We start from the raw sequence: 24635 nt of genomic DNA, 5'->3' as shown, positions 1-24635 counted from the left end.
ATTCTCCTTTATGTAATATATGTATAGTACAGTTCATTTCTTTATAAACATTTTTTAACTTTTGGATCATTATACACGTATGTAAACTGTACCTTTTTAAGAATAAAACTCAAATATAACAAAATAAATTAGCCCTATAGAATTAAATTTTATAGGACTAATTTTATATTACTCTTGTTTTTTGTTATTGTCAAACGCCAATAACAATAGTATAATCAAATAAATAATAGAGTAAGAAACTAACATCAATTGATGTACAATTAAATGGTCTAGATATAAAAAGGAGATTTATATATGAGTAAATATTGGAGTGAAACTACAAAAAACATTGAACCTTATATCCCAGGCGAACAACCTAAAGATAAGAAATATATTAAATTAAACACTAATGAAAATCCGTACCCACCATCTCCAAAAGTAATTGAAGCAATTAGGAAGACAGCTAATGAAAATCTTCAGTTATACCCTGACCCAAACTGTGATGAACTTAGACATACGTTAGCGAATTATTATAAATTATCACCTAATCAAGTATTTGTAGGAAATGGTTCAGATGAAGTACTCGCTTTCTCTTTTATGGCATTTTTTGATAAGAAAAAGCCCATCTTATTTTCTGATATAACCTATAGTTTCTATGAAATTTATGTTAAACTATTTGGTCTAAAACATAAATTAATTCCCTTAGATGATGAATTTGCTTTGCCTTTAAATTCATTTTGTATTGGAAATGGTGGAATTGTAATAACAAATCCAAATGCGCCAACCACCAAATATGTATCAATAGAATCCTTAAAACGAATTGTAGAATACAACATAGAAAGTGTTGTTATAATAGACGAAGCCTATATAGATTTTGGTGGAGAATCTTTAATCGGATTTGTAAATAATTATCCAAACCTATTGATTATTCAGACACTTTCTAAATCGAGATCACTAGCAGGGTTGCGTGTTGGTTTTGCTTTTGGACATAAAGATTTAATCGAGGGCCTGAGCAGAATTAAAAACTCAATTAATTCCTATACCCTTGATTCTCTTGCTTTAGCTGGTGCAAAAGCATCTTTTGAAGATGAAACCTATTTTCAGAGTGTTTGCCTTAAAATTATAGATACAAGAGAAAAAATAGTACCACTACTTAAAGAATTGAAATTTACTGTATTAGAATCAAAAACTAACTTTTTATTTGTATCCCATACTACAATTAATGCAAAAATAATATTTAATAAATTAAGAAAATACGAAATTCTTGTTAGATATTTTAATAAACCTAGAATCAATAATTTTCTGAGAATAAGTATAGGCACTAATGATGAAATGAAAATACTTGTAAAAAAATTAAAACAGATTATTATAGAAATAGAAATAGAAACAGTAAACTAATGTAACTTATTTCTAATAATAAACAATTGAATACAATTCAACTTATCAAGGAGGTCTAATAATGGTATACATAAACGATGAAACAATAGAAAATATTATAAAAGAAGATATCCCTTATATAGATTTGACTTCATTAGTTTTAGGAATTAATAATCAAAAAGGTGAAATAAAATTTGTCTCAAGAGGAAATGCGGTAATAAGTGGTTCTGAGGAAGTGGTAAGAATATTTAATAAATTAGGTATTAAAAATAAAACCTTTCGCCCTTCAGGAACCCTTGTTAAGTCTGGAGATGTAATCGTTCATGCACAAGGTAATTCTGATGCTCTTCATATGGGTTGGAAAGTGTCCATGAACATTTTAGAATACTGCTCTGGAATTGCAACAAGGACAAAAAAATTAGTTGATAAGGCAAAAAATATTAATCCCAAAATTGAAATTGTAACTACAAGAAAGGTATTTCCAGGCACAAAGGAGTTTTCCATAAAAGCTATTATAGCAGGAGGAGCTTCTCCTCATAGACTTGGTTTATCTGAGACAATACTAATTTTTAAGCAGCATTTAAACTTTATCGGAGGTGTTTCTGGTCTTATTGAAAATTTAGAAGTCATTAAAGCAAGATCTTGTGAGAAAAAAGTAATTGTTGAAGTTGAAGACTTTGAAACTGCACTAATACTAAGTAAGGCTGGAGTTGACGGATTACAATTTGATAAAATTAATCCATTAGAATTAAAAAAAATTGTAGAAGCTGTTAGAAGTATAAATCCTTCAATTACATTAATTGGCACTGGTGGAATTAATGAAAGTAATATTGAGGATTATGCGAGAACTGGGATAAATGCAATCTCAACAACCTCAGTTTATTTTGGTACACCCGTAGATATAGGTGTTACAATAACTAAACTTTAGCAAGATATCAATTTATTGAGCTTACAGCAAAAATGCGATCCAATTAATTTAAGTAATTAAATTCTCAACTTAAACAAGGTTGCTATTATGGGTATCAAACAGAATCTTATTAAAAATCGAGGAGTGATTTAAATGAGCAAAGGAATTATATATTCCATATCTATTAGTCCAGAGAGAGGACAGTTAAAAAAGGAAGTGCCTGAAGCTAATCTCATAGAAAACTATGGGATAGAAAATGATGGACATGCAGGTAATTGGAGTCGCCAAATAACTTGTCTTAATTGGTCTAGTGTCCAAAAGGCTAATATAGAACATAACTTAAATATTGGACCTGGAGATTTTGCAGAAAATATTCTAATTGATGGTCTCAATTTATCTAGTTTGATAGTTGGAAACAGAATCAGCTTAGCCACAGATGTTGTTTTAGAAATAACCCAGATTGGTAAAGAGGATCATCCTAGCATAGTTAGCAAAACTTTTGGTATAAGTCTTTTACCAAGCGAAGGTTTATTTTGTAAAGTAATTAATGGTGGTAAAATAAGAAAGGGAGATTCTGTAGAAATAATATCTTTCTAAAAAAGAAAAAAGTATATAAATGCTAGTTTTTCAGAAAAAATAGATATTAATTTTTTTATGTTACCCAAAGGAGGAAAAGATATGAAACTAAAGGTTTTAGTAGATAATAATACATACATTGATAAATACTATTGTGGTGAGCCTGCTGTTTCATACTATATTGAAGATGATGATATTAACTTACTATTAGACGTAGGGTATTCTGATTTATTTCTGAAGAACTCAACTGCATTAGGTATAGATTTAGAAAATATAAATGCTATCGTTATTTCACATGGTCACAATGACCACACAAGAGGAACTAAAAGAAAAATGTAATCTAATTCTTTCTAAAGAACCTGTGAAAGAAGTTGAAGTAGGGTTAGAAATAAATTGGTGATAGTAAATGCAATGAAAATATGTTATTGTTATTCATTTCTTATTAAAAATGGTAGTATAATAAGGAAAATGCAATGCCTCAAAATGATTCAAAAATCATTTTGAGACAGCCTTTTTATATGTAATACTGTTATTTTTTAGATACTAAGAGTGAATTTTTCACTAATATTTTATATTGTCCTTCAGTGAGTTTAGAGTGATAGAACAACTTATAGTACTTTGCCGTTTCTTCATAAGCATTGTATTTAGCTTCTTTGGGATACAATAACTGAGTAATCCAAATCATGCCCATAAATTGATTAACCGAAGGAGGCGATCCCATCCAGTTATAAGGTCCAATTGGTACTTCGTAGTAATTCCCTTTTCTAATTGCTGTAAGCTTTTGCCAAGTTTTATCCTTTGCTACTTTACTATACATGCTGCCTGGAGCAAAAATGATAACTTCGGGATCCCACAAAAGAATTTGCTCCATATCCACTGGGTTTCCAGAACCCTTTTGAGAGATGTTTTTTACCACAGCTACATTGTCGCTAACCTGATCGATGACTGCTGAATGAAAAGACCCTTTAGCAAGTACACTTAGGCCATCCTCTCCAGTACAATACAGTAGCTTAACTTTTCCACTTGTGCCCACTTTCTTCATAATGTTTTGGGTATTACTATAATCTTTTTCGCAGTACTGAGCCAATACCTCAGCTTGTTTTTCTCTACCCAAAAGCTTACCTAACATTCTGTACGCTTTTCCCATTGACTGCGATGTTGCTTCAATATGAACAGTAGGTATACCAACTTGTTTCGTAATTCCATCCATATCTTTTACGATAGAAGACTTTGATTCCCCTACATCAATAATGACTTGAGGATTTACTTTAGCAATTTGCTCAAGGTTCAAATCACCACTTCCATAAAATTGTCCGAGCACAGGAAGATTATAATATTTTGTATCCAGATACTGCTTGGAAACAGGATTCCACTTGGTAGCAAGTCCTACGAACATATCGGGAGCTAAAGCAAACAATACCATTTGAGCCAAAGCACCTGAAGGTACAATTCGGGTAATATGTGACGGAACTTTTACTTGTCGTGCTGCAGAATCAGTAAAGTTAATGGTTGTGTTATCTTTTACAACTTTATTCACAGGTACTGTAGTAGAATTACTTGTGCTACTGTTGTTACAAGCAGTCATACTTGACATTATTAAACAAACTGATAACAACATAGCACTGAATTTCTTTTTCATTAGATATCCCCCTCGTGTAATGATTATATATATTAAGATCAAAACCGATACTGTCATCAATTTTTAATGATGATCTTTGGAATACAAACTCTTGCTTTGTCACCATAAAGACTCTGTATTTCTACTTCCACTCCATAAAGGTTTTTAATCAAATTTTCCGTAAAAATTTCATTTGGCGTTCCATATGCTAAAATTTTCCCATCCTTCATAGCCATTACCATATCTGAAAACAAAAACGTCTGATCTGGGTTATGAGTTGATTGGATTATGGTATACCCCTCTTTTACTAGAGATTTTATCTGTGTCAAAACACGTATCTGATTTCCAAAATCAAGATTTGCCGTAGGTTCATCCAAAATGAGGATCTTGGCTTCTTGCACCAGAGCACGTGCCATCAAGACAAGTTGACGCTCACCACCGCTAAGTTGAGTATATCCTCTGTCTTTTAGATGGATTATCCCAAGCCTTTCCAAAGCTGTTTTTACAAGCTTTATCTGTTTTTGACCAGGACTTGAAATATGGAATACCTGGTTGGTTGTACCCATAAGAACCATATCAAATACACTAAAATTAAAGGAAGGATAGTGTGATTGAGGAATGTAGGCAACTAAGTTAGCCATTTCCTTAATACTGAGTCCCTTACTATTAATGTTATTTAGTTTCACTTGCCCCTTATATCCATTTAACAAACCAAGGATACAGTGAAACAAAGTACTTTTCCCTACCCCATTGGGTCCCAAAACCGATAATAATTGATTGTCCCTTGCCGTAAAATTAATATCATCTAGAATCAAACGATCTCCATAGCTAAAACTAAGATTTGAAACCTCAATACTCAACAGAGTTCACCCTTTCTAGTAATTAAGTATATAAAAAAAGGAGCACCAATAAATGCAGTGAGTATACCTAATGGAATCTCTGTAGTAAAAAGATTTCTTGAAACATTATCCACAATAAGAAGAAAAATGGCACCAAATAACATGGTAGCTGGCATCAGATGTTTATAATTATTTCCTACAAGTTTTCTTGCAAGATGAGGAATAACCAAACCTACCCAACCAATTGTGCCACTAACTGATACGCTAGCCGCAGTAATAAGGCTAGCACACACTATTACGATTAATCGAACTCGATTAGAATTTACACCCATAGTCCTTGCTTCTTCATCACCCATAGTAATCACGTTCATTCGCCACCTCAAAAGAATCAAAGGTATAAGTCCTATAACCATAGGTATAATTACAAATTTGATGTCGCTGTTCTTCGCCCCTGCTAAACTCCCCATAAGCCAATAGGTGATTGCAGGAAGCTGGTCATTAGGATCAGCAACCAATTTGATAAATGATGTACCTGCAGAAAAAAGTGAACTAACCATGATACCCGACAAAATCAATCCCAATATACTTTTTCCTCCTGCTTTCTTACTAATAAAATACACTAAAACAACGGTTAAAAGACTAAATCCAAAAGCACTGAACGTAATCATAATACTGCTTCCATAATGAAGAATTGCAAGCGCTGCACCAAACGCAGCACCAGCAGAGGCACCTAAAATATCTGGAGCCGCCATTGGATTTTGGAAAACGCCTTGATAAGCCGCCCCTGCAGCGGATAAACAGCACCCTACCAAGCAAGCCAAAATGATACGTGGTAACCGTATATTGAGTAAAACTGTTTCCATCTTATCTGGCCAAAATTGGTGTAGTGGATAGATCTTTGACATAAAAACCCCTAGGAGATCTTTAATAGGAATATTATAACGACCAATCTGAAAGGAAACTACAATTGCTATAATCAAAAAAATTCCAAGACTAAGAACTATAATGGTATTCCTATTTGACTGTTTCATTTTCATCCTCCTCTATTTCCGTCTCTATCCTTTCCCACTTGTTCACTTCAGGCATATTTGAATTAAAATAATTAGCCAATATTTGAGGTAAATCATCTCGATTTTCTCTAGTAACGAAAATGAGTTTCACTTTTAGATGATTTCGTATAATGTCTGTCCATCCTCGACTTGCCAGCTTTATAACTCCCAAAATAGGTACATTATCATCTAAGGCATCAATAATTTCTTTTTGAAAAACAAAAGCATCCCGTTCTAAGCTTCCACATTCATCCATTAAAATTAAGTTTGATTCAGCTCTGGCAGTCCTAATTAATTCAACACCATAAGTGTCAAATTTCTCCGTTAGAGCATTTGGGGGATATCCATCACTAAAACGTGCCACAGCATTTTCTTCCCTGAAAACCTTAGGTTCAGAAGCAGAGTTCATATACAACAATTTGTTTTGAAACCCTCTGTCTAAGCCAAAATATGTTTGAAATCCTTTTGGTGTTTTATTTATTAAATCAAGGGTCTTAACAATTACTGTACTTTTCCCGATTTGTATTTCACCAGTTAAAAATATATGCATTGTCTTACAACTCACCTTCTATTTCAAATATGTCCATTGATTTCATATGTGGAATATAGAATGGGTATTCCTTGTCTCCTGTTTCAATGAGATAAAGTAATAAAAATTTTTCTAAATCCTCAAGACTGATTTTAGGAGAATGAATCCTTATAAATTTCTTAGCCTCTTCTATAGATGCGAATGGTTGTCCAAATTTAAAAGATACCTCCGTATTAGAATAAAGTATCCCTTTATTTGTTAATGATTCTTCTACTTTTTCATTAGTTTCTTTAGATGAACTGTGCTTTTCGGGACAAAATTTACTACTACTTTTTTTATTTACTATAGCTATCAATTTTTTGCAATGAGGGAGAAATTCCTCAAGATTTAGACTTCCAAAAAAACTGACATATATCACATCCCATTTTCCATCTATATCATTGTAATCTAGCACGTGAGACTCAATGTTTGTGATTTCCCTGTCTTTAACACTTTTTTCTAGTGACTTAATGGCTTTCTCATTAATATCAATGCAAGTAATGCTCTTGATGTTTTTACTAAGCTCCAAATCTATAAGACCTAGACCGCAACCAATATCGCAAAGTGTAGAATAACCCTCTAACTTAGGGACAATTAAATCTGATATGTTTTTAAAAAATCCTGAATATGTATTTGCTTGTTGATACCATCTAATAGTATCCGAATTCCAATCAAAATTCATTGTCTATTTCACCTCAATACTTTTTTTAAAAGAAACCTTTTGTCCGGCAGTAGATATTTTCACATTTTCAGCCCCTGCTACCACTCTAAAGGCACGGAGATTGTCTTTAATCATAAATCCTGAAAGATCTCCAATTCCATAATTGAAAAGTTTTGGGGACAGAGTTGTTCCACGACCTACCATAGTAATTTGTTTCGCATTTTTTGAAAGTTCAAGTAATCTTGGCAGAGTTTTATTTACAATAGATGCACTGCTTAAATACACGTAGTCACATTTAGGAATCAAATACTCGCTAGCATACATAGGATAATCCCCCTCCTCTGGTTCCCATTCAATGATAGAAAGGTCACATATGGGTTCAAGAAGATTTTCAAGGTATGGGAAATGTCCAACAACCACGACTTTTTTGCCTTTCACATAATTTTGAGACATAATAAACGGATCAAAAACTCTATCCTCTACTCTATTATTGTCAGAGAATTCCACTCCATTCGCTCTTGCTACCTGTGGGTTATTATAGTAGGCATTAATTGCAGCACCACCAATAGAAGCTTCCATAAAATTCCACGACTTTACACATGTTGCAACCTCACGTAGTGGCATTCCAACCAAGTTTTTAGCAAACATAGGCATTCTAGTTTCATTTTTACTATTATTTCCAGATATTCCACATCCGTTCCCACTGCGGACATATGAATTGTATTTTCCACAAATAATCTCATCTGCAATAAATCTTTTTGGAATACCATCAATTAAGTCATCATATATTTCCCACATAAAGCACATCCCCCTTTTCATTTTTTAAATAATTCTTCTGTTATGGTCTCCCCAGCACGCAAACATTTGCGAAGTTTTAGTAGTGTGTTGTCTAGACTTTCAATTACTTTAAGGCTTTTCCTTTCTTCATCAGAAGTTTCAATAACTTTATAAATTCCACCATTCTTAATAATAATACGTTTATCAGCACTGAGTGCAAGCAGAGGATCATGGGTAGAAACAAAGATAATTTTTTCCTTTTTTGCTAAAAGGACTAGAGCCTGGCGTCTATCAATACCAGCATTTTCAATTTCATCAATTAGGACAATAGGTGAATCGCTCATATAGGCGGTATCTGCAATCATAAGTGCTCTAGATTGTCCCCCACTGAGCTGTGTCACCTTTGTTTCTTCTGAAAACTCTTCACCAGCCAACTGATTGGCACAACGAAAACATCTGTCAACTACCTCTCTTGAATTTGATGTAAGTCTGCATTTGGCATGCATCTCTAGAAATTCACGTACAGTCAAATCCATAACAAAATTCATATTCTGCGAAAGTTGAGCCACTAGTTTGCCACCCATTTCAAATCGTTGAAGTTCATCTATATCAACTCCATTTATCATTATTTTTCTACCTGTAGGAGTATCCCCCTGTGCGAGACATTCAATATCATTTAACAATCTACTCTTACCTGAACCTGTAGGCCCTACAATACTGATAATTTCTCCAACAGAAATAGTCAGTGTAATACTTTCCGACTCCTTTGATTTATTAATGCCACCATAAATTGTTATAGATGAGACTGAGTCCAATAAAGTTTCTGTCTGAGTAAAAGTTTCAAGAAACTCACAAAAGTTTTGTAACACATCATTTCTATTCAATCCAAATTCTTCGAGAATTTCATCATCAACTTCTTCCAATGCCTGACAAAACGGTAACTCTTTTGAAATGTTATCTAATCTAAAATTTTCCAGAAAGTCAGCACCAATAGGATACTCACGTAGTATATTTTCAAGGCTCTGGTCGTTTATTCGAATCATAAAATCTTTAATTTCCATATTTCTTAAACTCCATTTTCTTCATCATACCCATTTGGTAGGGTTCACCTATTTTTGTTTCCCCTGTACAATATGAACAAATTGCTGCGGGCAACGTGAACCGCAGTTTCATATCATGGAGACTAAGAATGTCTCGAGATTTTTTCAAATACTTTGCTAACAAAAACGTACCCTGTCCTGTGATCCCATTAACAAATACTACCTTTGCCGAAGTATTCACTTGCTTAATATTAAATGCAAATACTTCCCTCTCAGCCTGAGAAACGATATCTCCCTTTGTCACTACTACAATATCAGCAAATTTTAGCATCGGACCTATTTTTCGTGGTGTATTTACTCCGGCTAAATTATCAATTACACAGATAGATAAAATTCCTTTAATGTAAGGAGAACAGCGATTACAAAGGCCAGCACTTTCGGTTATAAGTACTTCAAATCCCGACTGTACACCCCATTGCACAGCATCCTCAACATTGCTTACAAAATAATGATCAGGACATATCTTCCCAGAAAACCCAGTTTGAATAGGAATCCCAGCATCTTCATAACTTAGATTATCAAAAGAAGTGAGACAATCAAATTTCACAACACCAATACTTCCATTGGGCATATTCATACATTCGATGAGTCTTAAAATAACAGACGTTTTCCCTGAAGATGGTGGTCCCGCAACCGTTATCATTCTCATTGACAAATCTCCTTATTTTTTATTTGATTGGTTTAATAATTTAAACTTTATTGTTTCTCCATTTCTATTTTTTCATCTATGCACATAATGCAAATGAACATGCCTAAACACAACTAAACACTATTAAACGCGTCTAAATTATTGTGTTTTGTTATGTTTTGTTATGTTTTATAATGTTTAGTATATACTAATAATATTTGAGAGTCAAACATTATAAAAGCCATCTGATGTAACAATGATAAATAGATAAAATTGGACTGGTTCAAGTGTATTATTAGATGAGACTCTTCCTCCTATATTATTAGAAATCTCTTCTGTCCCCTTTTCGAAATTGTTATCGCTTATGACTCTATTGCTAAATAATAAAATTGCAGAACATTATAAAAAATAGATAAAGTTTTGTTTAAATATGTCAAAATATACATCATACTTTTAATTGCATATACCTTACTTGAAGAGAGGTACTAAAAGTAAAAAATGATATATTACAAAGTTAATTATTATAACATCTATAATGACTGTGGCTTTATTTATTTTAGGTTTATTTTCTATTCAGGGCGGTCGTATTGCTACGAATGATATGAATAAAATATATAATAATAGTAATTGGTAGTGAATTATTAGAGCAATATCAAACTAGTGTAAGAAATCTAAATGATAATAATTCAAATAATGCTAAGTCTATTTTTAACGATTATGAAGCATCTGCACAAGAAATTGAAAAAACTGCAGAATCTATAGCGAAGATTTCACAAGATAGTGCAATTGAAGTTTTAGAGATTAATAAAAGAGCTGTTCATACAAAAGATAGTGTTAATGAAGCACTAATAATTTTTATTTAGTGAACACGTTTTATCTCTTTATATTGAAACTGATGGAATGAAAATATTATAAAATAACGCTAAAAAGGTTGATTATAGCTTAATCAACCTTTTTTCATTACCCTGATCAAAATCTTCAATAGTTATAAGATAACAAATTTATATCCCAATTATTTTAATAATCTAAAATGGATAAACATATTCAACTTTTGATTTTTCTGTATTTTTTATACTTTCAACTATAATTATAGGTGTTTTTTCACCGTTATAGTTTAAGATTTTTATTTTCCCAGTAACCTTTATCCATGTATCTTGTTTTAGATCCTTAGCTTTATCATAATTAGCTAAAAGTCCAACTGGCACTAGATCTGCTGCGCAGCAAGTCATCATAAACCTGGCCGGAACAAACTCATTATTTTTGAATCCCTCAGCTTTAAACACGAACCCAATTAGTTCAATCTTCTTACCTTCATATTTCATCATGTTATTAGAAATCTCTTCTGTCCATTTTTCGAAATTATTATCACTTAAGACTATAGTATTATCATGCATTTCTAGTTTTACAGCTACTTTACTCGAATTTGTTTTTGTAGTTCCTATGGCGTTATTCTTATTTACTATACTATTATCCGTTATATTTTTCTGTTTTATATTATCAATTTGCGCACCACTTTTCGCACCTACAAGTGACATTGATTTTGAACTAACCGAAACCTCTGGCGTCATGAAAGCCATAAGCAATGGAATAATAAAAAATAAGTACGGTTTCATATTTACTTTTCTTTTAGGCTTAAATATATCACGTATTATGGATAATGAAAGTAAAATCATTGCAATAATCCCAAACTTTATATAAGGAATAATCCTAGGAGCAACATAAAGCAGCACTTTTCCACTTTTAATTATGTCATAAAAGAAAAATGCAAATCCAGTTAATATTACTAGTTTTAACAATACTTCTGTGTTTATTTTCTTAATTTTTATTAACCCCATAATCTTCACCTCCATTAGAATAGTGTTGCGAACACAATTAATATTTCAAATGAGATTAATAATATTAAAAATACAAGTTTAATAACAAATCTTTTTTTAAAGTTTCCGAGTAGCATAAGCAAGTTCTTTATATCAAGCATTGGCCCAAGCACTAAAAAACCCATTATTGAACCTATAGAAAATTGATTAACAAAAGTTCTTGCTATAAATGCATCAGAAGTAGAGCATACTGAAAGAATAAATGCAAATAACATCATTATTAAAAGTGAAATTATAGTTCCTCCACCTAGATTTCCAAACATTTCTTTTGGAATCATAGTCTGCATTATGCTAGAAAGAAATGCTCCACTTATTATGAATTTTCCTATTTGAAAAAATTCTGCCCCTGCATGATTAAATATTGCATCTATATTTCCTAAAATACCTTTTTTATTATTATAATCGTTATTACAAAACCCACAATTACAATTTATTACATCAACACTTTCCAATAGTAGAATATCTTTTTCAGGAACAAGAATAAATACCATACCAACTAAAAATGCTACAATAATGCCTAGTCCTACCCTATATATTGCTATAAAAGGTTGACTAGGAAATGCAAACAATGTAGATGCAATAACAATAGGATTTACTATTGGTGAAGCAAGCATAAATGTTACAGCTGCCGGCAATGGTACACCCTTTTTAATAAGTCTTGCGCCTACTGGTACAATGGCACAATCACATACAGGAAAAAAAAGTCCTGCAAATATAGCAACAATAAATTGTAAAGCTTTATTTTTAGGAAAAATATTTGTTATTTTTTCACTTGATACATTTACTTGTATTATAGCTGAAACAAATACACCAAATAACACAAATGGGAAAGCCTGAATCAAAATACTTAGAAATACTATATTGAATCTTTCTAACCAAGGTAAAAATATTTTAGTAATGTCAAATCCCGTGGGTTTAAAAATAGAATACACTAAATATGCTATAAAGAACCCTAATATAGCTATTAGAAGCAATATTTCATTATTGAATGCCTTTGGTTTAGCTAAAATAAAAATCCCTTTACTTATTTTAGCAGACTTATTTATTCTTTTTAAAGTTCGTTCAATTTTATTCAATTTTTCACCATTGAAATTACCTGTATTATTTAGAATAATAAAATCACTGTTTAAAATTTGATTAGTAAGTATACTACCCATGTTATTCATAAAAATATCAAAGGTTGAAACATCAATGGTATGGACTATTTCATTTATGAAACATTTTCTGCTTATACTAATATAATCAAATATTTCTATTAAATTATCAATTTTTTTCATACCATTGGCTTCTATAATAATTTTAGTTGGATGATATTTTTTAATAACATAGTTTATATATTCTTTATCTAAAGTATTTTCCTTGTAAGCATCCTCAATGAATAAGTTTTTATTTTTAATAACGGGGTCTATATTTGTTTGTCCTTTTTCACATTGTATTATAACTATAATATCTCTTTTAGAAACCTCATTTTCAAGTTTATTATTTATAAGTTTAGTCTTACCCGATCCTAAAAATCCAGTTACTATATCTACTTTTATCTTCATAAATTATAACCCCATCTATACTGTTATATTAAATAAATTAGAAAGTTTATTTTTATTTAAGTCCTTTCCTATTAAACATAACCTTCCTGCATAATCAGGTGCTATGCTCTTAACATCAATCTCACCAGGTACATAATCAAATTGCAACCATTTTTGATTATCACTCTGAACAATACCCTTGCCTCTTAGAATAACCCCATAAGCCTTATCATTTTCAATCTTTTTCATAATCTTTTTTAATTCTTCTCCCTTATATGAATTAAGCGTCTCAACTCCCCAAACCTCAAAAATTTCATCAGCATTATGGTTATGAGTATTATTCTCTCCATTTTTGCTCACTTTTTCATAGGTTATGCCATTTATTAAGAAGTTCTTTGCACTTTTCACCTGTCTTTCTATTGATACTGAGTCACTTTGCTCTGCAGCACCTAATATCGTATCGGCATTCATACTAACCAGCGGTGTTGTTACTATATTACATTTACTATTTAATTTACGTATTGATTTAACAACAGCCTCTATGTTATTCCTATCATATTTTTCTGTTCTACTTAAAATAATGGTCTTTGCGTGTTTTATCTGATTTTTATAAAACTCACCAAAGTTAGTTATGTATATATCATACTTTGATATGTCTACAACCGTTATAATCATATTAATCACTATTAGATTTTTCAATTTTGATGCATCACATGCCTTAATAACATCCGAGAGTTTCCCAACTCCAGATGGTTCTATAATTATTCTGTCTGGTTTATATTTTGTTATAACCTCTTCAATAGCTTTTCCAAATTCACCTTTAAGAGTACAACATATACATCCTGAATTAATTTCTTTTACTTTGGCATTTGATTTTTTAAACAAACTTCCATCAATACCAATCTCACCAAACTCATTTTCTATTATAACTAGATTTTCGCTATACAATTTCTCCTCAAGTAGCTTTTTTATTAAAGTTGTTTTACCCGCTCCTAAAAATCCCGAAATTATATCAACCTTTGTTTTCATTTCTTTATTCCTCCTCGTATAAAAGTAAATTTTTGTTTATTATCTTAATAAGTTAGAATGTATTACCAGACATTATATATTTATTAAATATATATATTTTTGCCATTCAATATAAATGCAATCCATTTGCATTTATATTGAATTATATGTTAAAAAAATTCAATTTATTATCAATTTTATTTAAAAATATCTTTTGGCAATTTATTTTGCAACGCTTTTTGATAATAATAACCCTACCTTTTTTATTAATATAACTAATGCAAGTAATACAACTGAAATCAACGCAGTTATGCCTCCAGGCGCACAATTCATATAATATGAAATAAATAGTGACAAGAGTATATCTATAACACTAAAGAGTATTGAGTATAAAAGAGTTGATTTAAACCCTTTCCCTAGTTGCATTGCTGTAGCAACAGGCAAAGCGATCATTGAGCTTAAAACCAGTACTCCAACAATTCTCATAGAAACAGATATTGTAGCCGCAACCAATATAGCAAAAATATAATTGATTAATTTAACATTTATTCTACCAACTTTTGCTGCTTCTTCATCAAAAGCTATTATAACAAGTTTATTATATAATATTATTAAAGTTACAATTGATACAAGACTTAATGCTAAGACGGCGTATAAATCATCTCTTGTTACAGTTAATACACTTCCAAATAAAAATGAATTTACATTTGCATGTAATTCTCCGGAACTCATGATAGTAATAGCAATACCAACACTTAAAGATAAAACTACAACAAGTATTAGCTCAGCATATTTTTTAAAATAATCTCTTAAAAACTCAATTAAAAGTCCACAAAATGATGTAAATACGAATGAACTCATTATAGGATTCTTATTAAATAGAAGCCCAATTGCAACCCCAGCAAGCGAAGCATGAGCTAAAGTATCACCAATCATTGAGTACCTTCTCAGTACTAAGAAAAAACCAATACATGGACAAAGTATAGAAATTAAAATAGAAATCATAAAAGCATTTTGCATAAAACTATACTGAAACATTAAATTCACCCTCTTTGTTTGGTTTTAAATATTCTTTAATATATTTATCCGGTGTGCATAAATGACCTTTTCCTTTTGATATATGATAAATAAGGGAAGAATTACTCATAGCAGCATTAAGGTTATGCTCAATGGCAATAACGGTTATCTTATTATTTTTATTTAAGTCTCTAATTAAGCTATAAATCTCTTTTTGGCTAGTTACATCAATTCCTGTTGATGGCTCATCTAAAATTAATAAATCAGGATTTCCGAGTAATGCACGTACTATAAAAATCTTTTGACATTGACCACCTGATAGTGTTCCTATTAGTGAATCCTTAAAATCGAGCATATTAATACCCTCTAACCTCCTAGCTACTAAAGTTTTATCTTTTATTTTCAATACCTTTCTATAGCAATTAAGCATCTCATATACAGTAATAGGAAACTGTGAGTTTAGAAAATCAGACTTTTGAGGAACATAACCAATATTCTTATCAGAATTTACTATAGAACCCTTAGTAGGAGACAAAAAATTTAATATTAATTTTACAAGAGTACTTTTACCTGAGCCGTTATCACCTAATATCGATAGATACTCTCCGTTATTTATAGTTAAACTAATGTCATTAAGAATATAGGGCGCCCCGCTTGTATAAGAAAAAAATAAATTATTAATTTGAATCATAATTGTCCTCCATTTTATATAGTTTTGTCACTTTATCAAAGCATTAATATACAAATTTGAAAATAATTAAGGTTATTGCTATTGACAAAGGTGCCGTTTATACTTATATTATAAATGATAATGCAAATGATTTGCAAGAAGAAATTTTAAGGAGCGATAAAAATGTTTAAAAAAATGTCAATGTTCATTTTACTTATTTGTACAATAGTAACCTTCACAGCATGTGGTAGTAAAAAGTCAGAAACTACTACTGTAAAGACTCAAAACAAAGTAAAAGTTGTAGTTTCATTCAATGCAATGAGAGAAATTGCTACTGCCATAGGAAAAGATAAGGTTGATATAGTAACCATGATCCCTAACGGTACCGAACCACATGATTTTGAGCCTAAGGCAAAGGATCTTGAAAGCTTAAGTACTGCTAAAATATTTGTGTATAATGGGTTTGGTATGGAATCTTGGGCAGATAAGGTTTTAAAATCTGTAGACAATAAAAATTTAATAACGGTTGAGGCATCAAAGGGTTCAACCCCAATTGAAAATACAGACTCAGCTGAAAAAGAAGAACACGGTCAATATGACCCACATCTATGGATTAGTTTAAAAGGCGCAGAAAATCAAGCTAAAAATGTAAGGGATGCTTTAATAAAAACAGATTCATCTAATAAAGCTTATTATGAAAAAAATTATAATGATTTCGCTCTAAAGCTTAATACTCTTTACAATGAATACAACAAAAAATTTAAAACTGTTAGTAACAAAAACTTTGTAACTGGCCATGCCGCTTTTGCATACCTTTGCAGAGACTTTGGACTAAAACAAAACAGCGTAGAAAGCGTTTTTGCAGAAGGTGAACCCAGTGCTAAAAAATTAAAAGAACTAACCGATTATTGTAAAAAGAATAAAATTAAGACTATATTTGTTGAGGATATGGTAAGCACGAAGGTTTCAGATGCTCTAGCTAAAGAAGTAGGTGCTAAAGTTGAAAAAATACACACCATAGAGAGTAAGGAAGATAATAAAGATTATTTAACATGCATGAAAGAAAACTTAGATATGATATATAACAGTTTAAAATAAATAGGTGCCATCCACGTGGCAAGTATCATCCAAATGTTTATTAATAGCCCAGGCATAAAACCTGTGGGCTATTTTTTATATTGACCATATACTTTTTATACTAAAAAAGCATAATAAAAGTCTTTCCAGTTCTAGGGTTCTTAGTTATATACACCTCTAATCCATAAACCTGCTTAAGTATATCTTGTGTTAATACTTCCTCTGGAATTCCCTCTTTGTAAACTCCACAATCATGCATTAGTATCATATGATCGCAATATGCAGCCGCTATATTCAAATCATGTAATACTGCGATGATTGTAATTTTTTTATTTAAATTTAATTGTTTTAATTGATCCATTATTTCAATCTGGTGATGAATATCTAGGTGTGAAATGGGCTCATCTAAAAGTATTATCCCCGTTTCTTGCGCAATCGCTCTTGCAACTACCACACGTTGTCGTTCTCCCCCACTTAATGTATTTATACTCTTATTTCTAAGTTCCCAGGTGTTTGTCGCTTTCATAGCCTTCATTGCAATTTCCATGTCTTTTTCACTTTCTGAAGAAAACCTAGAAATATGAGGCGTTCTTCCCATAAGAACTATATCTTGTACTGAGAAATCAAATTCTATCTCTGTACTTTGTAAAACCACAGCCATTTCCTTTGCTAACACTCTTGATTTTATTTGGGTTAATTCCTTTTCATTAATAATAATCTTCCCTTTATCACTATGGAGTGATTTAGCTAGTAATCTCAAAAGCGTAGTCTTACCTGATCCATTTGGTCCTAGTATCGTATAAAATTTACCACTTTCAAATTTTATATTAATATCCCTTAATACTTCTTGTTCAAAGGAAAAACTCACATTATTTATTTCTATCAATTAAATCGCCTTCTTCTTGGTTTTATATAATAAATATACAAAAAATGGGACTCCAAAAATCGAAGTAATAATTCCAACTGGTATTTCTGAAGGAGGCACAACAACCCTTGCGAGAGTATCACACATTATCAAAAATATAGCTCCTCCAAGTGCTGAAAATGGTATAACTACCCTATTGTCAGATCCAAACATCATCCTAATTGCATGAGGCACTATAAGCCCTACAAACCCAATTATTCCACTTACAGCTACAACTGCCGCCACCATTAATGTACTTATCACAAATATATATTTTTTAAACCCATTTACATCTATACCAAGGCTTCTTGCACTATCTTCTCCAAGCATCATAACATTTAAATCTCTTGAAAATATAGATATAAATAGAATTGAGGGTACTACTATAACAAATAGTAGAATCACCTCTTCCCAATTAGCTGTCGAAAAACTACCCATAGTCCACATAACTATCTCTTCAATGTTTTCTCTATTAAATGTCATCATTAATGAAATAATCGAGGATAATAAATAATTTAGAGCAACACCCGCAAGTAGCAGCGTGGTAACTGGGACCTTTGTACCAACTCTAGCAATATTGTATACCAAAAATGTAGTTATTAGAGCCCCAATAAACGCACTAAATGCTACCATGCTCATTCCAAAAATATGAATATTCTTAAGAAAAACCATAGTTATAGTAGCTCCAAGTGCAGCCCCAGATGAAACTCCAAGAACAAATGGGTCTGCCATTGGATTCTTAAAAATGCCCTGAAAAGAAGTACCAACCACTGAAAGCGCTGCTCCTACAAGGCATGATAAAAGTATTCTAGGAAGTCTTAAATTTAACATTATGATCACAGATGTAGACTTAATTCCATCTAATGACCCAAAATTATTTAATATGGGAATTTTGCTTATTACAATAAATACTGCCTGCCTAAAAGAAATATCCGCCACTCCAACATTTGCCGAAGCAATTATTACAATTAGGAGCAAAATCAATCCCATTATAAAAACTCTTCTATAAAAATTCTTCTTTTCTATAAACGTCATGGCAAAGCAACTCCTTTTATTTGAAAAGTTCAGGATGAATTAATTTAGCAATTGCTTCTAGACCATCTGCAAGTCTTGGTCCCTGCCTAGCAATAATATTCTCATCAACTTCTAGTAGATTTCCACTTTTTACTGCTTTTAAATCTTTGTAGCCACTTGTAGCTTCTATGCCTTTTTTTGAATCATATAACTTTGAGCATATTAGTACATCAGGATTTTTTTCTACCAGCTTTTCTACACTGTATTTCCAACCTACTACATCCTTTGCAGCATTTTCTCCACCAGCCATATCAATCATATTACCTATAAATGTATCTTTACCTGCTGTGAAATCACCACTTTTACCAAAACCCGCTACATAGTAAACTGTAGGTTTTTTAGCACCTTTTACCTTCTTAGTTACATCTGCAACCTTCTTTTGCATATCTGATATTATTAACAACGCTTTATCACTTGCATTTACAATTTGTCCAAGTTTTGACATTGTATCATAAACACCAGCAAAATTTTCTTCACCATAAATCACTACAACCTTTATATTAAGACCTTCTAATTTTTTAATAACATCCTTATCAAAATGAGTCGATGCTATTACTACATCAGGTTTTAACTCTACAATCTTTTCTATATTTGGTTTTAATAATCCACCAACAGATGTAACCTTATTGGCCTTAGCTGGATAATCATCATAATCACTTCTACCAACTAGACTTGTACCTTTTCCAAGGGCATATATTCCCTCTGTTATATTTGGCGCAATTGCAATAATCCTTTTAGGTTCTTTTTCAATAGTAATTGTTCTATTATATGAATCAACCACCTTTAGTGGGTAAGTTACAGTACTTGTTGCTTTTTTCGTAGTATTTTGTCCATTATTAGTAACTCCATTATTGCCACACGCACTTAGAACAAAACAAAAGACAGCTAAAACTATAGTTATTATATTTTTTCTTTTAAACATAAAAAACCTCCATAATAATTAATCTTCTATAAAAATAAGCCACCTAATCATTCCAATTAAGAGGCTTATTTTTAAAAATGATTACATTCTTTGTTGTTTACTTTCGGTAATTTGAATAAGCTACTCCAATTTTTATATATCCATTGTTAATCATTAATTTCTCAATAGTATCCTGAATATCTTCAACAGTGATACACTCCTTGCCATTATCATTAAGCTCTTTTATTATTTTTTGTAGCAAATCATCAATTTCTTCTGTTGTAATATAATATATAATTTCCTCTGTTTTTATATAATCTGCAATTTGTGTCCCAACTTTTTTTATAGTATTCTTTATTTTCAAAGCATCAAATTTAGTTGTTCTACCATCATTTTTAATTACATTTTTAATGCATTTTCTCGTACAAGCTACATCCTCTTCAATATACATTATAACCCTCCCTTTATAAAATGGTTTAATACTGTTTTTTTTCATTTTAGGATTAGGTTATATTTTTTCATTTTATATTGAAGATCTTGTCTTGAAATACCCAAATTTCTTGAAGTTTTGCTAACATTATTTTCATTTTTTTTAAGTGTTTTTTCAATAATTTGCTTCTCAATATTAGATATATAACTATTTAACTCAAACTTTTCATCCAAATTTATAACCATATATTATAAAAACCTCCCCTATCTCTCGTAGAGTTAATTGTATATAATTACGGTGAGGTATTCTGACTTAAGATTCATTGCCCATGCTACCTTCCCAGTTTCCCAGTGGTTTTTGTGCATAGGCTCTTCTTTTACAGCGGCGGGACCGTGCAGGATTTTCACCTATCTTCCCTTTTAAAACCAAAATTATTTATACTTTAGTTACCCGTAATTATATTTAAAATCATTCTTATAAACATAACTAATTATATGAATATACGAAAAAATTTACTTAGTTTTATTATCCCGATTTTCTTTTTTAGTTCTCTCTACGAATCTTCCTAGAAAAAAGAAAAGAACACCAACTCCAATACCAGTCTGTAGACAAAAGAGTAAACTCTCAATTTCGCCTGGTAACTCTCCACCAATCAAAGTTTCCATAATCGGCGTAGCCCAGGGCTTATAATCGGTACCTGTAATCTGGGAAACTACTTTGCTTCCTGCATCATCTGATCCACCGAACTCAGCACCCTTTAACATAAATAATGGTATAAGGGCAATTAATGCAGCAATAACTAATAAAATAATAACTTTTTTCTTTGTCTTTGTCTTTGTCATTAATTATCACTTCCTTTTAGGAATTCAAGAACTGTCAATTCCGATTTTGCATATGTTTCAAGACCCATAATAATAACAACGGTCAGAATACCTTCGATAATTGCAAGTGGTAGCTGTGTTGGTGCAAATACTGCAAGGAATTTGACTACTGATGCAGCAACTCCACCATTTGCAGAAGGATATGCAAGTCCAAGCTCGACACTTGTTACACAATAGGTAAATATATCACCAAATGATGCTGCAAGAAAAATGCCTACATATTTATTGACTTTCAGCCTCTGGCATAATTTGTATATTACATAAGAAAGAATTGGACCTGCAATAGCCATAGAGAATGTATTAGCACCAAGAGTGGTTAGTCCTCCATGAGCAAGTAGAGTTGCCTGAAAAATCAGTACAATAATCCCTAGAATACTAACTGCACTGGGTCCGAATAAGATTGCGCCAAGTCCAGTACCAGTCATATGTGAACAACTTCCTGTTACTGACGGAATTTTTAAAGATGAAAGCACAAAAATAAACGCTCCTGCCATAGCAAGAATAGTGATAGATTTACGGTTTTTTGACAATGTTTTCTTAATTGAAAAGTATCCCGCTACTAAGAATGGCATGCATATAACACCCCACAAAATACAGAATCTTGGTGGTAGATATCCTTCCATGATGTGCATCGCGTTTGCTGCCGGAACTATTCCAAAAGTTACTGCAAAAAATGCAATAATAGCGACAATTTTCTTTTCCTTTTGATTCATTTTATTTTCCCCCCTTATTTGTTTCTAATTTATATTAAATCGGTAAAATACCTAGAATAAACAACTATTTTTTAAGCATTTCTTTAAATTCTTGTGTACTTTTGGGATAAGCTTTTATATCCGCAAGCATACGTTTCTCTACAAGTGATTCATAAACCTCAAGCATTGTTGGCTGTTTTAGATTCGCCTGTTTTAAAACTTCAGTGTTCAAGAAAATTTCGAGAGGTGTCCCATCTGCGATGATTTTTCCCTGGCAGAATACAAGCACTCTTTGCGCCCATCTGTATGCAAAATCTACATCATGGGTGGAAATCAGCATCGTCTTCCCCTCAGAACTAAGTTTGGCCAAAACTTCTTCTAACATCATTGTATTTAAAGGGTCAAGTGATGCTGTCGGTTCATCATATATAATAATCTCAGATTTCATAGCAATAATTCCTGCAATAGTCACTCGTTTCTTTTCACCACCACTCAAATAGTGTGGCGGACGATCCTTAAAATCTGATATATTCATGTATGCCAGTGCTTCCTCAACCCGCTTGATTACTTCCTCTTTGGGAAGCTTTAAATTCATCGGCCCGAATCCAACTTCTGCCCTAACTGTAGATGCAATTATTTGATTGTCTGCATCCTGAAATACAATTCCGATATTCTTTCGAAGATCTTTTACATTCTTTTTATTTACTACATTACCCCGATAAATGATTTTTCCCTGCTGCGGTGTAAATACACCGTTTATATTCAAGAAAAATGTGGATTTGCCTGATCCATTAGAACCAATGACAGCGATCTTCTCGCCTTCATAGATATCCACGCTTACACCGTCCAATGCAGCCTTTCCATTTCCGTAGACGTAGTATAGATCTTCTACATTTAATATTGGTTTCCTCATAATATCTCCTTTCTATCTTGTAAAACCCCAGAGCAAAATTAAAAAAAATATGAATACTACTGCATAAGCAATCTGTATTGTCTCTACCTTTTTATCCTCCTCCAAAAATATAAGATCTCCCTCATAACATCTAGCCTCCATTGCATCATAATACGTGTTTGCCTTTTTAAGCGAAACAACCAACATATTGCTCGCAATGCTTCCAAATGTATAACAAGAAGTTTTAAAATCACAATAGCCTTGACGAGATTCTGCAGAGTTTTTCATTTTAGTATATACATCTATTAAAATGAAAATATAACGGTAAATGAGGTTCATGAGTTCTACGATAAGCTTTGGGACATGTGCCTTTCGAAGAACATATATTATCTCAGAGGACGGAGTCGACAGCGTCATCATTTGTAAAGAACTTATAGCTGCAAAAACCTTAAGAATTAAAAATACTAATTCCTTAATCTTTTCCCCAGAGGTAAACACATAGCAGAAACCAAGATACAGATTATACTGACCAATCGGCTGCTTTGAAAAATCAATAGCAATTGTAACTGTGCCAAGGAGGATAAAGACGATTGGAATCGCAAGTATTGAAAAATACTCACACACTGGAAGCCCACCTTTTACAATTGTCAGATAGGCCATTGCAATAATTATCACAACTGATACATATGGGTTGTCCAATACAACACAAAGAATAAGTATCAAAACAGAAAGAGATACTTTAAAAGTAGAATTCCAATGTCTTATTTGGGAAATATAAGCGTAAAAATCTATTGAAAATCCTTCGCCATGTTTATGTCCGATTCTATGATGATGAGGGTTCCCATCCTTATTCATATGCCACCTCCTTTTATTTTTACCCAATGTCAGTATTGTAGAATAATTTACAACCAAAACAAAAAACCTTCTAACTAAAGCGTTAGAAGGAAACAATCAAAAATATGTTTAATAATATAAAATCAACAAACAAATCTTCATTACAATGCCCTCTCTATCACTCGTAGAGTTTACGGTGCAAAAATATAGGCAGGTCTTCTGACTCAAGAATCATTATCTAAGTACGCCTTCCCAGTTTCCGAGTGACATAATATACTTAAATTCATCTATTACAGCTACGAGATAGTTCAGGATTTTAACCTGATTCCCTTTTAATTAATTAAATTTAATTAAACCTATATTCTAATATTCAATTTGATTTTAGTTTACACCATGTTAACAATTTAATCAATGTTTTCTATTAAAATAACTTGATTTTTCAAAATATTGAAAATTCATACATTAATCCTTGTTTTTTAAAATAAATTCTACTAATTCTCTGACTTCCTCATTACAAATACTATAATTTATCTCTAACCCATTTCTTTTCCCTACAATTATTTTTGCCATTCTTAATTTTTGTAAATGTTGAGATAAAGTAGATTGTGGAATGCCTAAACAATCTTGCATGTGACTTACATTACATGTCCCTTTTCCCAGCAATCCATTAATAATACACAACCTTACTGGATGAGCTAATACTTTAAGCATTTCTGCAATTTCATTATATTCCATATAATCTTTTTTCATAACATTTACCTCTTTATAAATATATTTTC

27 protein-coding genes, 1 pseudogene and 2 riboswitches are annotated in these 24635 nt (G+C 31.7%); of the genes and pseudogenes, 5 read left to right on the top strand and 23 right to left on the bottom strand.

The features are described 5' to 3' along the window. Positions 1-294 precede the first annotated feature (294 nt). From hisC to KPL54_RS01235, 4 genes and pseudogenes are all read left to right on the top strand, one after another. Complete coding sequence (hisC, locus tag KPL54_RS01250; RefSeq protein ID WP_216103874.1) at positions 295-1377, top strand: histidinol-phosphate transaminase; 1083 nt, start codon at positions 295-297, stop codon at positions 1375-1377. Between the two features lie 61 nt (positions 1378-1438). After that, positions 1439-2284 carry a ModD protein gene (gene modD, locus KPL54_RS01245; protein WP_216103872.1) on the top strand — a complete coding sequence of 282 codons (846 nt, stop codon included), beginning with the start codon at positions 1439-1441 and terminating at the stop codon, positions 2282-2284. 132 nt (positions 2285-2416) lie between these two features. Then, positions 2417-2860, top strand: a complete 444-nt coding sequence (locus tag KPL54_RS01240; protein WP_216103870.1) for an MOSC domain-containing protein — start codon at positions 2417-2419, stop codon at positions 2858-2860. Between the two features lie 81 nt (positions 2861-2941). Then, positions 2942-3166 (top strand): annotated as a pseudogene (locus KPL54_RS01235) (MBL fold metallo-hydrolase); the annotation flags it as partial. Positions 3167-3368: 202 nt separating this feature from the next. On the opposite strand, the gene KPL54_RS01230 reads toward KPL54_RS01235, so the two are convergent. The 13 genes from KPL54_RS01230 to KPL54_RS01170 form a co-directional block, all read right to left on the bottom strand. After that, positions 3369-4478 (bottom strand): ABC transporter substrate-binding protein, encoded by a 1110-nt coding sequence (locus tag KPL54_RS01230; protein ID WP_216103868.1) that lies wholly within the window; start codon positions 4476-4478, stop codon positions 3369-3371. 56 nt (positions 4479-4534) lie between these two features. Further along, positions 4535-5317 (bottom strand): ABC transporter ATP-binding protein, encoded by a 783-nt coding sequence (locus KPL54_RS01225; RefSeq protein WP_216103866.1) that lies wholly within the window; start codon positions 5315-5317, stop codon positions 4535-4537. Next, positions 5314-6327, bottom strand: coding sequence for a FecCD family ABC transporter permease (locus KPL54_RS01220; protein ID WP_216103864.1), 1014 nt, complete (start codon positions 6325-6327; stop codon positions 5314-5316). Before KPL54_RS01220 ends, KPL54_RS01225 begins: the two co-directional genes overlap by 4 nt. Continuing rightward, entirely contained in the window at positions 6311-6895 is a 585-nt protein-coding gene (locus tag KPL54_RS01215) for a nucleoside-triphosphatase (RefSeq protein WP_216103863.1), read from the bottom strand. The genes KPL54_RS01220 and KPL54_RS01215 overlap by 17 nt, the downstream gene beginning before the upstream one ends. Before the next feature lie 4 nt (positions 6896-6899). Beyond that, on the bottom strand, positions 6900-7595 hold the full coding sequence (locus tag KPL54_RS01210) for a class I SAM-dependent methyltransferase (protein ID WP_216103862.1): 696 nt from the start codon (positions 7593-7595) through the stop codon (positions 6900-6902). A 3-nt stretch (positions 7596-7598) separates the two neighbouring features. Further along, on the bottom strand, positions 7599-8372 hold the full coding sequence (locus tag KPL54_RS01205; RefSeq protein WP_216103861.1) for a Rossmann-like domain-containing protein: 774 nt from the start codon (positions 8370-8372) through the stop codon (positions 7599-7601). A 17-nt stretch (positions 8373-8389) separates the two neighbouring features. Next, complete coding sequence (locus tag KPL54_RS01200) at positions 8390-9412, bottom strand: ATP-binding cassette domain-containing protein (RefSeq protein ID WP_216103860.1); 1023 nt, start codon at positions 9410-9412, stop codon at positions 8390-8392. After that, positions 9402-10100, bottom strand: a complete 699-nt coding sequence (locus KPL54_RS01195; protein WP_216103859.1) for a GTP-binding protein — start codon at positions 10098-10100, stop codon at positions 9402-9404. Before KPL54_RS01195 ends, KPL54_RS01200 begins: the two co-directional genes overlap by 11 nt. 1004 nt (positions 10101-11104) lie before the next feature. Continuing rightward, positions 11105-11914, bottom strand: a complete 810-nt coding sequence (locus KPL54_RS01190) for a TIGR03943 family putative permease subunit (RefSeq protein ID WP_216103858.1) — start codon at positions 11912-11914, stop codon at positions 11105-11107. A 14-nt stretch (positions 11915-11928) separates the two neighbouring features. Then, entirely contained in the window at positions 11929-13497 is a 1569-nt protein-coding gene (locus tag KPL54_RS01185) for a permease (RefSeq protein ID WP_216103857.1), read from the bottom strand. Between the two features lie 15 nt (positions 13498-13512). Further along, entirely contained in the window at positions 13513-14505 is a 993-nt protein-coding gene (locus KPL54_RS01180; protein ID WP_216103856.1) for a CobW family GTP-binding protein, read from the bottom strand. 201 nt (positions 14506-14706) lie between these two features. Next, positions 14707-15522 (bottom strand): metal ABC transporter permease, encoded by an 816-nt coding sequence (locus tag KPL54_RS01175; protein WP_216103855.1) that lies wholly within the window; start codon positions 15520-15522, stop codon positions 14707-14709. Then, positions 15509-16192: a metal ABC transporter ATP-binding protein gene (locus tag KPL54_RS01170; protein WP_216103854.1), complete on the bottom strand. Its 684-nt coding sequence runs from the start codon at positions 16190-16192 to the stop codon at positions 15509-15511. The genes KPL54_RS01175 and KPL54_RS01170 overlap by 14 nt, the downstream gene beginning before the upstream one ends. A gap of 162 nt (positions 16193-16354) precedes the next feature. Here KPL54_RS01170 and KPL54_RS01165 point away from each other — a divergent pair, with 162 nt between their 5' ends. Beyond that, positions 16355-17269, top strand: a complete 915-nt coding sequence (locus KPL54_RS01165; RefSeq protein ID WP_216103853.1) for a metal ABC transporter substrate-binding protein — start codon at positions 16355-16357, stop codon at positions 17267-17269. 100 nt (positions 17270-17369) lie between these two features. On the opposite strand, the gene KPL54_RS01160 is transcribed toward KPL54_RS01165, so the two are convergent. From KPL54_RS01160 to KPL54_RS01115, 10 genes are all read right to left on the bottom strand, one after another. After that, positions 17370-18134, bottom strand: a complete 765-nt coding sequence (locus tag KPL54_RS01160; RefSeq protein WP_216103852.1) for a heme ABC transporter ATP-binding protein — start codon at positions 18132-18134, stop codon at positions 17370-17372. Beyond that, positions 18135-19187, bottom strand: coding sequence for a FecCD family ABC transporter permease (locus KPL54_RS01155; RefSeq protein ID WP_216103851.1), 1053 nt, complete (start codon positions 19185-19187; stop codon positions 18135-18137). It abuts the gene before it with no gap. Positions 19188-19203: 16 nt separating this feature from the next. Next, positions 19204-20148 carry an ABC transporter substrate-binding protein gene (locus KPL54_RS01150; RefSeq protein ID WP_216103850.1) on the bottom strand — a complete coding sequence of 315 codons (945 nt, stop codon included), beginning with the start codon at positions 20146-20148 and terminating at the stop codon, positions 19204-19206. A gap of 97 nt (positions 20149-20245) precedes the next feature. After that, positions 20246-20578, bottom strand: a complete 333-nt coding sequence (locus KPL54_RS01145) for an ATP cone domain-containing protein (RefSeq protein ID WP_216103849.1) — start codon at positions 20576-20578, stop codon at positions 20246-20248. A gap of 41 nt (positions 20579-20619) precedes the next feature. Next, positions 20620-20802 carry a helix-turn-helix domain-containing protein gene (locus KPL54_RS01140; RefSeq protein ID WP_216103848.1) on the bottom strand — a complete coding sequence of 61 codons (183 nt, stop codon included), beginning with the start codon at positions 20800-20802 and terminating at the stop codon, positions 20620-20622. 34 nt (positions 20803-20836) lie between these two features. Then, positions 20837-21027: riboswitch (cobalamin riboswitch) on the bottom strand. A 42-nt stretch (positions 21028-21069) separates the two neighbouring features. Further along, positions 21070-21399 (bottom strand): energy-coupling factor ABC transporter substrate-binding protein, encoded by a 330-nt coding sequence (locus tag KPL54_RS01135; protein ID WP_216103847.1) that lies wholly within the window; start codon positions 21397-21399, stop codon positions 21070-21072. Continuing rightward, the gene (locus KPL54_RS01130) at positions 21399-22151 is read right to left on the bottom strand and encodes an energy-coupling factor ABC transporter permease (RefSeq protein ID WP_216103846.1); all 753 of its coding nucleotides are present in this window, start codon (positions 22149-22151) and stop codon (positions 21399-21401) included. Before KPL54_RS01130 ends, KPL54_RS01135 begins: the two co-directional genes overlap by 1 nt. Positions 22152-22215: 64 nt before the next feature. Further along, the gene (locus KPL54_RS01125; protein ID WP_216103845.1) at positions 22216-23043 is read right to left on the bottom strand and encodes an energy-coupling factor ABC transporter ATP-binding protein; all 828 of its coding nucleotides are present in this window, start codon (positions 23041-23043) and stop codon (positions 22216-22218) included. 12 nt (positions 23044-23055) lie between these two features. Next, the gene (gene cbiQ / locus KPL54_RS01120) at positions 23056-23877 is read right to left on the bottom strand and encodes a cobalt ECF transporter T component CbiQ (protein WP_216103844.1); all 822 of its coding nucleotides are present in this window, start codon (positions 23875-23877) and stop codon (positions 23056-23058) included. Positions 23878-24048: 171 nt separating this feature from the next. Beyond that, a riboswitch (cobalamin riboswitch) is annotated at positions 24049-24231 on the bottom strand. An 87-nt stretch (positions 24232-24318) separates the two neighbouring features. Further along, the gene (locus KPL54_RS01115; protein ID WP_216103843.1) at positions 24319-24606 is read right to left on the bottom strand and encodes an ArsR/SmtB family transcription factor; all 288 of its coding nucleotides are present in this window, start codon (positions 24604-24606) and stop codon (positions 24319-24321) included. Positions 24607-24635 lie beyond the last annotated feature (29 nt).

The sequence above is a fragment of the Clostridium estertheticum genome (assembly GCF_018861295.1).
In the GTDB taxonomy this organism is placed as follows: Bacteria; Bacillota; Clostridia; order Clostridiales; family Clostridiaceae; genus Clostridium_AD; species Clostridium_AD estertheticum_D.
This window is presented reverse-complemented; position numbering and strand designations above follow the sequence as displayed.

Excerpts from the sequence above, each read along its gene's own strand:
- hisC (WP_216103874.1), top strand. The coding sequence starts at position 295 with ATGAGTAAATATTGGAGTGAAACTACAAAAAACATTGAACCTTATATC.
- modD (WP_216103872.1), top strand. The coding sequence starts at position 1,439 with ATGGTATACATAAACGATGAAACAATAGAAAATATTATAAAAGAAGAT.
- KPL54_RS01240 (WP_216103870.1), top strand. The coding sequence starts at position 2,417 with ATGAGCAAAGGAATTATATATTCCATATCTATTAGTCCAGAGAGAGGA.
- KPL54_RS01230 (WP_216103868.1), bottom strand. The coding sequence starts at position 4,478 with ATGAAAAAGAAATTCAGTGCTATGTTGTTATCAGTTTGTTTAATAATG.
- KPL54_RS01220 (WP_216103864.1), bottom strand. The coding sequence starts at position 6,327 with ATGAAACAGTCAAATAGGAATACCATTATAGTTCTTAGTCTTGGAATT.
- KPL54_RS01215 (WP_216103863.1), bottom strand. The coding sequence starts at position 6,895 with ATGCATATATTTTTAACTGGTGAAATACAAATCGGGAAAAGTACAGTA.
- KPL54_RS01210 (WP_216103862.1), bottom strand. The coding sequence starts at position 7,595 with ATGAATTTTGATTGGAATTCGGATACTATTAGATGGTATCAACAAGCA.
- KPL54_RS01205 (WP_216103861.1), bottom strand. The coding sequence starts at position 8,372 with ATGTGGGAAATATATGATGACTTAATTGATGGTATTCCAAAAAGATTT.
- KPL54_RS01200 (WP_216103860.1), bottom strand. The coding sequence starts at position 9,412 with ATGGAAATTAAAGATTTTATGATTCGAATAAACGACCAGAGCCTTGAA.
- KPL54_RS01195 (WP_216103859.1), bottom strand. The coding sequence starts at position 10,100 with ATGAGAATGATAACGGTTGCGGGACCACCATCTTCAGGGAAAACGTCT.
- KPL54_RS01190 (WP_216103858.1), bottom strand. The coding sequence starts at position 11,914 with ATGGGGTTAATAAAAATTAAGAAAATAAACACAGAAGTATTGTTAAAA.
- KPL54_RS01185 (WP_216103857.1), bottom strand. The coding sequence starts at position 13,497 with ATGAAGATAAAAGTAGATATAGTAACTGGATTTTTAGGATCGGGTAAG.
- KPL54_RS01180 (WP_216103856.1), bottom strand. The coding sequence starts at position 14,505 with ATGAAAACAAAGGTTGATATAATTTCGGGATTTTTAGGAGCGGGTAAA.
- KPL54_RS01175 (WP_216103855.1), bottom strand. The coding sequence starts at position 15,522 with ATGTTTCAGTATAGTTTTATGCAAAATGCTTTTATGATTTCTATTTTA.
- KPL54_RS01170 (WP_216103854.1), bottom strand. The coding sequence starts at position 16,192 with ATGATTCAAATTAATAATTTATTTTTTTCTTATACAAGCGGGGCGCCC.
- KPL54_RS01165 (WP_216103853.1), top strand. The coding sequence starts at position 16,355 with ATGTTTAAAAAAATGTCAATGTTCATTTTACTTATTTGTACAATAGTA.
- KPL54_RS01155 (WP_216103851.1), bottom strand. The coding sequence starts at position 19,187 with ATGACGTTTATAGAAAAGAAGAATTTTTATAGAAGAGTTTTTATAATG.
- KPL54_RS01150 (WP_216103850.1), bottom strand. The coding sequence starts at position 20,148 with ATGTTTAAAAGAAAAAATATAATAACTATAGTTTTAGCTGTCTTTTGT.
- KPL54_RS01145 (WP_216103849.1), bottom strand. The coding sequence starts at position 20,578 with ATGTATATTGAAGAGGATGTAGCTTGTACGAGAAAATGCATTAAAAAT.
- KPL54_RS01140 (WP_216103848.1), bottom strand. The coding sequence starts at position 20,802 with ATGGTTATAAATTTGGATGAAAAGTTTGAGTTAAATAGTTATATATCT.
- KPL54_RS01135 (WP_216103847.1), bottom strand. The coding sequence starts at position 21,399 with ATGACAAAGACAAAGACAAAGAAAAAAGTTATTATTTTATTAGTTATT.
- KPL54_RS01130 (WP_216103846.1), bottom strand. The coding sequence starts at position 22,151 with ATGAATCAAAAGGAAAAGAAAATTGTCGCTATTATTGCATTTTTTGCA.
- KPL54_RS01125 (WP_216103845.1), bottom strand. The coding sequence starts at position 23,043 with ATGAGGAAACCAATATTAAATGTAGAAGATCTATACTACGTCTACGGA.
- cbiQ (WP_216103844.1), bottom strand. The coding sequence starts at position 23,877 with ATGAATAAGGATGGGAACCCTCATCATCATAGAATCGGACATAAACAT.
- KPL54_RS01115 (WP_216103843.1), bottom strand. The coding sequence starts at position 24,606 with ATGAAAAAAGATTATATGGAATATAATGAAATTGCAGAAATGCTTAAA.